This is a genomic window from Microcoleus sp. T2B6 (assembly GCF_036700475.1).
GTDB lineage: Bacteria > Cyanobacteriota > Cyanobacteriia > Cyanobacteriales > Microcoleaceae > Microcoleus.
Genome location: NZ_JAUBOZ010000164.1, coordinates 1 through 10,382 on the forward strand (window position 1 = coordinate 1; position 10,382 = coordinate 10,382).

The following is a 10,382-nucleotide window of genomic DNA, read 5'->3' on the forward strand; positions in this document are numbered from 1 at the left end:
ATCCTTGCTCTTCGCTGTGCTTATCTCAACGGTCAACTTTCAATTTGATGTATTTGCCAAACTGAGATGCACCCTAAGATTTTGCCGAAAATCTCCTAGTTTTTTAGAATCATTGGCGGCGGTTGCCAAGAGTTGATCAACATAAATAAAAACACTTAATTATTTAGAGGATTTTACGCTATGCGGTCGATCGCTTTTTCCTTCTTTTTTCTGGTTTCTCTCCTAGATAACTGAAGCCTGCTTCCTTCCGCTATACATTGTGTGCGATCGAACTTGGCACGGTGCGTTAGCGAAGCCCTCGAAGAGGATCGCGATCCGATTGGGGGATGTGTCTTAGTATTTCTTCACATATCCTGATTTCGGTCTATGATATATGCCTTATGGCGTATTTGTGTTTAAAGCCCGTTACCGCGTACCGCTGATGAGTCAATCAACCAATTCACCGCTATCCCAACCAGTTTCTCGAAGAACCGCCCTCAAATTCCTCGGAGTCGGTGCCGCCGGCGGGCTGCTGGGCTACTCTCGATTTTCCAAGCCAGAGCCCGCCGTTTTTGTGCAAGATTCTATTGACTTGCCGCGAATGCTGAATAACCGCAAAACCGTTGTAGTTGTAGGCGCAGGCTTGGCCGGGCTCGCCTGTGCTTACGAACTCAGTCAGCGGGGTTTCGCCGTGACGCTGCTGGAAAAATCGCCCCAACTCGGCGGCAAAATTGCTAGTTGGCCGATACAAGTCGGGAACGAAACTTTTATGATGGAACACGGTTTCCACGGTTTTTTTCCGCAATACTACAACCTCAAAAGTGTTGTTGAAGAACTAGAAATTACAGATAACTTTGTATCTTTAGAATCCTACGCTGTTCTGTTTAGAGAGGGTAAATACAAACCCGAAGTTTTCCGTCCCAACCATTCAGCTTTTCCCTGGAATATAGTTGACTTGGGGATATCTTCTCCCAATCGGCTCAAATGGGGAATCAATCTCACAAAACCCGCTCACTGGCAAGTATTTCGGGAAATCGGCGGTTTTCAAACTCAAAAAACTTTCGATCGCCTCGACAATATATCAGTTGCAGACTGGGTAAAAGGTGAATTTCCGCGCGGGCTTTATGACTTGTATTTTCTGCCATTTGCCAAGTCCAGCCTCAACGCTCCAGACGAATTGAGCGCGGGAGAATTAATGCAATTTTTCCACTTTTACTTTTTCGGAAATCCAGAGGGTTTGGCATTCAACGGTACGCGGCAAGATATGGGCACGAGTTTGGTGCAGCCTATTGCCAGAGCCATTGAAAGCAAAGGCGGCAAAGTATTGACAGATGTCGCAGTCAGTGAAATACGCTGGGAAAACGGCAAGATTAATTCTCTGAGTTATCAGTCAGGAGACGTGCAAAGTAAAATACCTTTTTGGGTGAAGCGAAACAGGCTGTTAACTGACAGCAACTCTACCGAATATTTCGGCGCTGGGGACAGCGTATTTGCCGCCGCACCGTCGGGAAAAGAGGCAATTTCTCTGAGCTGCACTCACCAAGGCTGCACAGTTCAGAAACAAAATGACGGTCAATTTCACTGTCCTTGTCACGGGGCAGTTTTTGATGCCGAAGGGCGGGTTGTGAGCGGGCCTGCTCAGCGGGATTTGCCTCGATTTAAGGTAGTCGATGAAAAAGCAGATGAAATACAGTTAGCAGCAGCGGTTAACCCATCGCAGCCGCAAAATTTGGGAGAAACATTGAAGGCTGATTATTATGTTTTGGCGGCAGATGTTCCGGGAATGCACCATTTGTTTAGTTTGGCAAGCGGTGAGGTGAATCCCCAGGTGCAGAGTCGGATCGAGAGTTTGAAAATAGCCGATCCGTTTGCGGTGGGTCGTTTTTGGTTCGATCGCGAATTTCCCTGGGAGCACAGCAATTTCAGTTCGCTTTCCGGCTACAAACTGACTGACAGCATTACGCTTTACCACAAAATTCAGGATCAGTTCATCGAGTGGAATCAGAAAACTGGCGGTAGTGTAGTGGAACTGCACGCTTATTGTTACAAGGAGAAGGAATTTCCAAACCAGGAAGTTTTGCTGGCTACTTTTGAGCAAGAATTGTACGAAATTGTACCGGAATTAAAAGAGGCAAATATGCTGCACCGGGAATTGGTAAATCAAAAGAATTTCTCTGGATATCCCCCCGGTAGCTATGCGGAAAGACCAGAAACTTGCTGCGCTGTTCCGAATCTTTTGTTTGCGGGAGATTGGGTGAAAATGCCATTTCCATGCGGTTTAATGGAAAGGGCAGTGAGCAGCGGTTTGTTGGCAGCTAATGCTATTTTATCTCAGGAGGGTTTGCAGAGGCGATCGCTCTTGACGGTGAATCCCGAAGGCGTGTTAAAAATCTAAGGTTTGCAGCGGGGCGGGCTTTATAAATCGTCAATTATCGGCTGGTATCCTCGGTGAATCCCGCCCCCAGCCATACCAGTTTAGATTTGAGATTTGAGATTTGAAGGAATAGGAATGACTGACTCAAGAAGGGTTTGGAGGTATCCTAAAGTTGGATTCTTTTTTTAAGATGAGTTACGGTTTGCGGGGGTGGTTTCGCTGAGGGGAAAAGGCAGAGCTTGCGAACAAAAAAAATATCTGCGTTAAGCGGGGTGGATATGCGGTTAAAATATTATTGAATGAGTATAAAGCAATAATAAATGCTAAATAGTAACTGCAAACTTCGCAATAAATCTGTAACTTTTGATGCTTTTGCAACAGAATACGATTTCGCCGCCACCTTGCAAAACCAGAACGATTTCTTTACTAACAACCTATCGGTCAGCAAAGGTGCAGCATTAGATATTGGCTGCGGTTCGGGAATTCTTGCTTTTGAATTAGCCCAGTATTACGAGAATGTGGTCGCCGTCGATTTGTCAACAAAAATGCTAGATATAGCCCGTCAAAAACGCTCAGCCCCCAATATCGAATATATCCAAATGGATGCCAGTCAATTAGCGCTCGATCGCCAATTTGATTTAATAGTTAGTGCTGCTACTTTTCACCACCTGCCCAACCTCCCCGCCGCCCTCGACGCAATTAAAAAATTGTTAAATCCGCGCGGAAAAATCGTCTTTATAGATAATATATCGGAAGTCGAGACTCCGGCTACAATAGGCTACATATTAGGTGCTACGAGAGATTTTAGACTCGACTGTTCCACCTACGGATTTCGCAATGCTTTAAGATTATTAAAATTTCGATTGTCGCCTGGGTGGTTGAAGCATTTAGCTAGCGATAGGTATTTGTCAGAACGGAGATTTAGAAAAATTTACGGTCGTTGCTTTCCCGGCTGTTATTTTGTAAAATTGGGTTGTTTTATGGGCGTAATTTGGGAACATTTGTAATGCAAAACAACGCGATAAAATCGGTATCTGCAAGGGAACAAAAAACTCACATCCGCGAGTTGGGCATTAATCTCGATCGCTGGTATGCGATCGCCCGCAGCACCGAGGTGGAAACTGGGCCGCTAGCTGCTAAAATCTGGAATCGGGCGATCGTACTTTTCCGCGACAGTGCAGGCAAAATCAACGCTTTAGAAGATAGATGTCCGCATCGGCAAGTTAAACTTAGCCACGGCAAAGTTAAAGGCGATTTAATCGAATGTGCTTACCACGGATGGCGGTTAAATGCAAGGGGAGAATGCGCCGAAGTCGATTATTTAGCAGAAAATCAAAAGCTACCTAACTGCAAAATTCGCTCCTATCCTGTCAAGGAACAAAACGGTTTTATCTGGCTGTTTCCCGGCGACGAAACCCAAACAGAAAAAACTAATTTACTGGATTTGCCAGAGTGGGAACATCTCAATTATATTGCCACAGTTTCAGTCATCGACTGTCAGGCACACTATTCATTTTTAATTGAAAACTTGATGGATATGTACCACGGACACTTGCACGATGATTGGCAAGCTTGGGCAAATCCGGTGTTAGATACTTTAGAAGAAAACGAGCATCAAGTAACTGCTCGCTATCAGGCACAAAGTTATTACAAAATAGATAAAATTTGGTCAATTTCTCAGTTATTTTTTAAGTCTTTGCGCCGACTGCACCCGGAACCGCTGGAGGTGAGCTATATTTACCCGCACTGGGTTTCAACTTTGGGGAGCGACTTTAAGATTTACTGCTTGGTTTGTCCGGTTAGCGAGACAGCAACTCGCGCTTATTTAATTCACTTTACCTCATTAAATGCGTTTTGGCGGCTGCACAAATTGCCGATTTGGTTTCGCAGGTTTATCAAAGATAGTTGTTTCGGGGCTGCTCAAAAGTTATTAGATGGTTTGGTGCGGCAGGATGTGGTAATGATTGAGGAAGAACAGCAGGCTTTTTTGCAGAATTCAGAAAGAAAAAATTATGAATTAAATCGAGCTTTAGCCAGCGTGCAAAAGTTGATGAGAAGTCAGGCAGAAAATGGATAATTCAGGATCAGATTGAAACCGGCAGCGGGACGAATGAACCAGCCTGCACAGGCTAGGGCGTGTTTTCTTGCCTCGTTGTATCCTAGAAAATAGGCCTCGCAAGCTGTTAACGCTCATCAACCCTTCGAGACTTAAGCAACGAACAGTGCGATTCGTTAAAACCGCTACTTCCGCCACCGAAACCCCGAACAGGTAAACCGGATTTAAAGTCAAGGAACGATGCGATCGTTCCTTGACTTTAAATGTAAAGTTTTGTATTAATTTTTAACACTTCTGAGGGGAGGGAATAGTTGACTCTGGTCTATCCCCCTGCTAAGCTAGAAAAAATTTTTCCGCTGACATCTATCTGAATAGATAATATTGAGGGGTATAGTTAACAGGGAAAATCACCCCTTTGGCAGATGCAAGTTACACTCAGGAGAATCCTAATGATGAGTCGTTAAAAACTCCATATTTGCTCAGGGCTGCTACATTCAGGCTCAAATTTACTGGCTGCTTTGCTTGAGCCAAACCCTTGCTTCTACGGTGGGAGAGCATCTCCACTTCGTTTTTTTTGTGAAGCGAATGCTAAAAGCCAGCAGCGGAAACAACAAACACTCTTTTTTATTTACACGACTCTGACGGCATCCAATTTCGTTACGGTTTAGAGACTGCTACTTGGGTGAGGGCGGGTGCGTGTCGGGAGTTCATCGGTTGGTTTACGGATTTAATCCCCATACCCGCCCACTGCCAATGTGCGATCGCCTCCTTTACTCCTATGCCGCCAAAGCCGAAAACTCAAAAACCGGGCTGGCGCGATCGCTAACTTGATTAGGACTGACCCAACTGGCACATAGAGTCGGGTGCGCGAATAGTCGGAAATCCTAATGATCTCGATCTATAACCAAGACTAAACCCATGTCTCCCAAAATCCATTTTATTTCCGGACTGCCTCGTTCCGGGTCTACCTTACTCGCGGCCTTACTACGCCAAAATCCCCGCTTTCACGCCAGCATGAGTACCCCTGTCGGTAGTTTGGTGAACCGAATGCTGGAAGCGATGAGTGAAGACAATGAATATTCTGTCTTCATCAGCCCAGAACAAAAAAGAGCGATGATTTCGGGTATTTTTTCGGCCTATTACCAGCCCCAAGCCGAAAAAGCCGTCATCTTTGACACTAATCGCCTCTGGTGCAGCAAATTGTCCTTAATTAAAGAACTATTTCCCGGCGCAAAGGTGATTTGTTGCGTCCGCAATGTCGCCTGGATTATGGACAGCATCGAACGGCTAGTCAGAAAAAACTCCTTTGATGTTTCCCAGTTATTTAATAATCCCACCGAACGCGCCACCGTCTACACCCGTACCGAGGCATTAAGTCAAGGGGGACGCTTAGTAGGCTTTGCTTATAACGCTCTCAAAGAAGCTTTTTATAGCGGAGAGAGTGAGCGGCTATTGTTAGTCGATTACGACTTATTAGCCCAAAATCCTGAGAAAGTATTGAGCTTAATTTATCAATTCTTAGAAGAAGAGCCGTTCCAGCATGATTTTGAAAATGTCCAATATGACGAACCCGAATTTGACAACCGACTCAACCTGAAAGGACTGCACAAAGTCCGTTCCAAAGTCGAGTTGCAACAACGCCAAACGATTTTACCACCGGATTTATTTATCCAGTTTAATGGTTTGTCTTTTTGGACAACGCCTAGCAATAGTTTGGCAAATCTGATTGTTGCTCAGCCAAAAGAAGCAACAATTAATTCCGAAAAACCACCAGGAGAAGGAGTGTTAAAAACCTGAATAAAAATTTTTCATTCGGATTCTAACTCCAACGCCATTTTTGATTAATAGAGACGGATTTAGCAGACAACCTCTCTGTTGAACAGACCATCTCTCGGCAAGATCCACCCCTACAAGGGAAAACAGTTTAACTCATTTCACTGACACAAAAGGACGAAAACAATGTCTAATTTAATCGTTAACCAAACTACTGATAACGGTCTTGGCGATACCACAGGTACTCTCAGTTGGGCAATTCTCCAAGCCAATCAACTGGCAGGAGATGACACGATTACTCTAAATAACGATGTCCGCATTGCTGGGGTAATGAAAACCCTAGTAAACAGCAATATCAATATTGTGGGTAACAACCACAGTATTAGCGGCGATGCAAATAATAACGGCATCACCGACAGCGGCGACGTGCGCTCCTTGTTCATCCTGTCGGGAAATGTCAATATTTCTGACTTGACTATCACCAATGGACGGGCTGAAGGGGGAAGTAGCGGCACTGGCGGCGGCGGCGGTGGATTAGGGGGCGGTTTGTTTCTCTATGATGGCAATGTATCGTTGACCAATGTCGCGTTCACCAATAACATCGCACAAGGCGGCAACAGCGGCGTCGGCACTGGCACCGGCGGCGGGGGTATGTTTGGCAATGCTTCAAGCGGAGGCGGCGGACTGTTTGGCAATGCTTCAAGCGGCGAGGGCGGTTACGGCGGCAACGGCAACTACGGCGGTTACGGCGGTGCCTTCCCCAGTAACAACGGCGGCTTCGGAGGCGGCGGCGGCAGCGGCGGCTTCAGCGAGAATGGCACCGGGGGGATCGAATTTAACGGCAAGGGCGGTAGAGGCGGCTTCGGCGGCGGCGGCGGGGGCAGCGACAACGGCGGCTACTATGGCGGCGGCGGCGACAGCGGCTTCGGTGGCGGGGGCGGCTTCGGTGATATCGGTGGTAGCGGTGGCAGAGGCGGCTACGGCGGCGGCTACGCTGGCGACGGTGGTGATGGACTAGGAGGGGGCATCTTTGTCCGCACTGGTTCTTTAACCCTCAAGAACACCACCTTTACGGGCAATACCGCTACGGGTGGCACGGGAGCTAACTCAGGTGAGGGCTTAGGTGGGGCAATCTTCATCATGGAGTCCACCACCAATACCAACGGTAATAACCAGGGAATGCCGACTACCCTTGGCATCGTCAATTTTACGGGTTCGTCTAGCTTCAGCGGCAACAGTGCGGCTAATGATGCGGGAACAGCAACTAATAATGATGATGTTTACGGTACACAACTACCTGCTACTCCTACTAACCAAGCTCCCGTTGCCAATGCCGACACAGTAAGTGCCACTCAAAACACAGCGCTGAACATCTCTGTTGCTACCTTACTCGCCAACGACACCGATTCCAACAACGACCCCTTAAGCATCACTGGCGTCAGTAACCTCACAGGAGGCACAGCCGTCCTCAACAACAACAGCACACCCAGCAACAGTGCAGATGACTTTATCACCTTCACCCCCACTACTGGTTTTAGCGGCAACGCCAGCTTTAACTACAGCATCAGTGATGGCAAAGGTGGCACCGCTACCGCTTTAGTCAATGTCGCCGTTGCTCCTGTGGTTGGTGCGGTGCAAAATGGCACCGGCGGGAACGACACCCTCACCGGGAATGCCGGGAACGACTCCATCAACGGCAGCAACGGCGACGATACTCTCACGGGCAATGCCGGGAACGACAGTTTGATTGGCGGCAATGGCTCTGACTTGTTAGTCGGGAGTGCAGGCAACGACCTCCTCGATGGCGGTAATGGCACTGACACCTTGAGAGGTGGACTCGGCAATGACATCTTAACGGGTGGCAACGGCTCTGATGTGTTTGTATTTGCTGCTCTTGAGGGCACTGATACGATTACTGATTTCAAGTTGGGTAACGACAAAATCGGTCTGACTGGCGGTTTGACCTTTGGTCAATTGTCGTTCTCCGGCAGTGAGATTCGTTTGGGTACTGAAGTTTTAGCCGTCCTGACGGGAGTGAATACTAATACTCTGACTGCCTCGAATTTCCTCGCAGTCTAGAACCGCGCACCGGCTGAGTGCGACGGGTCAGCAGCGCTTGTGGCTGACCCGTCCCCGCGCTAATTTTTGCCTCGACTAAAGAGTCGCTCAATTCAAGGCAAAACATCTCTCATGAAAAGCTCAAATCCCGCTACGAATCAAACCAGGTGAAAGTGAGATGAAATCAAGGCAGCTCAGGCGAACCCAGAGCTTGCCTTTTCCTCGGATAGTCTGCCTTAAACCTAATACCGGAATCGCCGGAATCAAGCCTTTTTAACAATCGATTCTCATCTATATATACCTAGCGGCAATCGCGCCATTGAGAAGAGGGCAGAGCATCTCAAAATACCTCCACTAATACAACCAAAGTGCATCAAAAGACAACTCTATTCAATCAATCAGCCGTGCATCAAAATAACGCTTGAGAATGCACCGATGCTGCAATTTGTCAGCCGTCAATCGATTTTAGATTTTAGATTTTAGATTTTAGATTGACCCCACGGATAAATGCGGGGGCTTGAGGATTTTCGATTTTCGATTTTGGATTGATTCACGGATAAATCACGTGGCGGGTACCATCAAGAAATTCTTGGTCATTTGCGCCCGTATTTAAGTTACTCCTCCGAGTCCAGGTATTCCCTAAAATGTAGGGCTGCCGTCAAAAAAATCTAAATTCCGCCAGCACAAACTTTACTTTTTAGGTTGCTGCTTCTGGTAAACGCTGATAACTTTATCGGCATAAGTAGCAGTTGCCCCACTTTTGCAAGCTGCGGAGTCACCTGTCATCCACCAGCAAGCGGCGCGGCGTACAGCAGTTAATTCATTGTTGCTGCTAGCTTTGTATTCGTCGCGCAGCAAATCGCCCACGATACAGGTAACAATTGATTTGGCTTTTGTCGCGTCGGCCTCAAATTGTTGCGGTGTTAAATCTTGTTTGGTACAGAATTTTGCCCAGCGGGAAATATTGTTCGGTAAAACTTGCCACTGACTGTACATTCCGTCATTTGCGGCTTGTGGCGGGGCGGCTTGTCGCAGCGCTTCTACAAGGGCGGAAACTTGCGCGTCGGTGACTGATTGCGCTGCTGCTGGAAGTGCTTGCAATCCGAGGCTAATTATCAGGCTGCCGAATAGTAGATTGGTTTGTGCGATCGATTTAAAATTCATTCACAATGCCCTGTTTGATTTAAACTTTGTTTCCTCAAACAAGGTTTACTATTTTGTCGCTGGAATACCTCTATCTTAAGTATGATTTGCTTGTTGAATGGACTGTCGATCGCACTTACGAGAGAAATTGCCGATCGACTGCGATAAAATTATAGAAGTACAACCCGCGAAATTCAATGAAAATGCCTACCAGCGATAGCTACCGCGAGTCCCTAATTGAATCTCTCAAAGATGCCGAACACGCTGCTGGTTTTATCGGGGCTATCTTAGAAGAAAAAGACCCTGAACCCGCACTCCTGAGAAATGCCATCAGAAAGGTAATTGAGGCTAAAATCAGGATGAATGCTCTTTCTGATTCAGCAAAAGAACATCACGAAAAACTCGATAATATCCTGACTGAAAGCGGCGGTTCGGAAATTTACAGTTTGGTAGAATTGCTCGAAGCGTTAGGATTTAAACTAGAAATTACTGTCGCAGATACTGAGTTGCCCGCTGACTCGGAATCAACGCAGATTGAGGAATCGGAATTATCGCCCGAACCAGCTAATTTCTAGCAGATTGTAGCCTTATTTCGATCGCAGTAAAGGTTAATCTAGATTATTGGTTGTGTGGGGGCGGGTTTATATAAATTGTTTGCGGGTATTAAATATTATTGGTGAACCCGCCCCTACAGGCCATCGTAGGGGCGGGTTTTACCAACCATTTATGTTAGAAACCTACCATCTCAAAAACCCGCCCCCACAAGGCGAAAAATATTTCATTTCGATCGCAGTAAAGGTTAATCTAGATTATCGGTTGTGTGGGGGCGGGTTTATATAAATTGTTTGCGGGCATCACATATTATTTGTAAAACCCGCCCCTACAGGCCATCGTAGGGGCGGGTTTCACCAACCATTTATGCTAGAAACCTACCATCTCAAAAACCCGCCCCCACAAGGCGAAAAATATTTCATTTCGATCGCAGTAAAGGTTAATCTA

Annotated in this window: 8 protein-coding genes; 7 read left to right on the plus strand and 1 reads right to left on the minus strand. The window is 46.7% G+C overall.

The genetic code is table 11. The annotated features are described in order from the left end of the window. Positions 1 to 373 precede the first annotated feature (373 nt). The 6 genes from QUA00_RS34860 (at position 374) to QUA00_RS34885 (ending at position 8,261) form a co-directional block, all read left to right on the plus strand. Positions 374 to 2,374: an FAD-dependent oxidoreductase gene (locus QUA00_RS34860; protein ID WP_445305783.1), complete on the plus strand. Its 2,001-nt coding sequence runs from the start codon at positions 374 to 376 to the stop codon at positions 2,372 to 2,374. 299 nt (positions 2,375 to 2,673) lie between these two features. Beyond that, positions 2,674 to 3,360: a class I SAM-dependent methyltransferase gene (locus tag QUA00_RS34865; protein ID WP_333145115.1), complete on the plus strand. Its 687-nt coding sequence runs from the start codon at positions 2,674 to 2,676 to the stop codon at positions 3,358 to 3,360. Beyond that, a complete protein-coding gene (locus tag QUA00_RS34870; protein ID WP_333413079.1) occupies positions 3,360 to 4,430 on the plus strand; it encodes an aromatic ring-hydroxylating dioxygenase subunit alpha in 1,071 nt (356 codons plus the stop codon). Before QUA00_RS34865 ends, QUA00_RS34870 begins: the two co-directional genes overlap by 1 nt. Positions 4,431 to 5,105: 675 nt before the next feature. Then, on the plus strand, positions 5,106 to 5,240 hold the full coding sequence (locus QUA00_RS34875; RefSeq protein ID WP_333145112.1) for a hypothetical protein: 135 nt from the start codon (positions 5,106 to 5,108) through the stop codon (positions 5,238 to 5,240). 87 nt (positions 5,241 to 5,327) lie between these two features. Beyond that, positions 5,328 to 6,206 (plus strand): sulfotransferase, encoded by an 879-nt coding sequence (locus QUA00_RS34880; RefSeq protein ID WP_333310550.1) that lies wholly within the window; start codon positions 5,328 to 5,330, stop codon positions 6,204 to 6,206. Between the two features lie 162 nt (positions 6,207 to 6,368). Further along, complete coding sequence (locus QUA00_RS34885; protein WP_333413081.1) at positions 6,369 to 8,261, plus strand: Ig-like domain-containing protein; 1,893 nt, start codon at positions 6,369 to 6,371, stop codon at positions 8,259 to 8,261. Positions 8,262 to 8,930: 669 nt separating this feature from the next. Here QUA00_RS34885 and QUA00_RS34890 read toward each other — a convergent pair. After that, the gene (locus QUA00_RS34890) at positions 8,931 to 9,404 is read right to left on the minus strand and encodes a hypothetical protein (protein WP_333345326.1); all 474 of its coding nucleotides are present in this window, start codon (positions 9,402 to 9,404) and stop codon (positions 8,931 to 8,933) included. Between the two features lie 176 nt (positions 9,405 to 9,580). On the opposite strand from QUA00_RS34890, the gene QUA00_RS34895 reads away from it, so the two are divergent. Further along, complete coding sequence (locus tag QUA00_RS34895) at positions 9,581 to 9,958, plus strand: transcriptional regulator (protein ID WP_333145108.1); 378 nt, start codon at positions 9,581 to 9,583, stop codon at positions 9,956 to 9,958. Positions 9,959 to 10,382 lie beyond the last annotated feature (424 nt).

What these genes read in the sequence shown, in the direction of transcription:
- QUA00_RS34880 (WP_333310550.1), top strand. Translation starts at nt 5,328, where the DNA reads ATGTCTCCCAAAATCCATTTTATTTCCGGACTGCCTCGTTCCGGGTCT.
- QUA00_RS34890 (WP_333345326.1), bottom strand. Translation starts at nt 9,404, where the DNA reads ATGAATTTTAAATCGATCGCACAAACCAATCTACTATTCGGCAGCCTG.
- QUA00_RS34895 (WP_333145108.1), top strand. Translation starts at nt 9,581, where the DNA reads ATGAAAATGCCTACCAGCGATAGCTACCGCGAGTCCCTAATTGAATCT.
- QUA00_RS34885 (WP_333413081.1), top strand. Translation starts at nt 6,369, where the DNA reads ATGTCTAATTTAATCGTTAACCAAACTACTGATAACGGTCTTGGCGAT.
- QUA00_RS34860 (WP_445305783.1), top strand. Translation starts at nt 374, where the DNA reads ATGCCTTATGGCGTATTTGTGTTTAAAGCCCGTTACCGCGTACCGCTG.
- QUA00_RS34865 (WP_333145115.1), top strand. Translation starts at nt 2,674, where the DNA reads ATGCTAAATAGTAACTGCAAACTTCGCAATAAATCTGTAACTTTTGAT.
- QUA00_RS34870 (WP_333413079.1), top strand. Translation starts at nt 3,360, where the DNA reads ATGCAAAACAACGCGATAAAATCGGTATCTGCAAGGGAACAAAAAACT.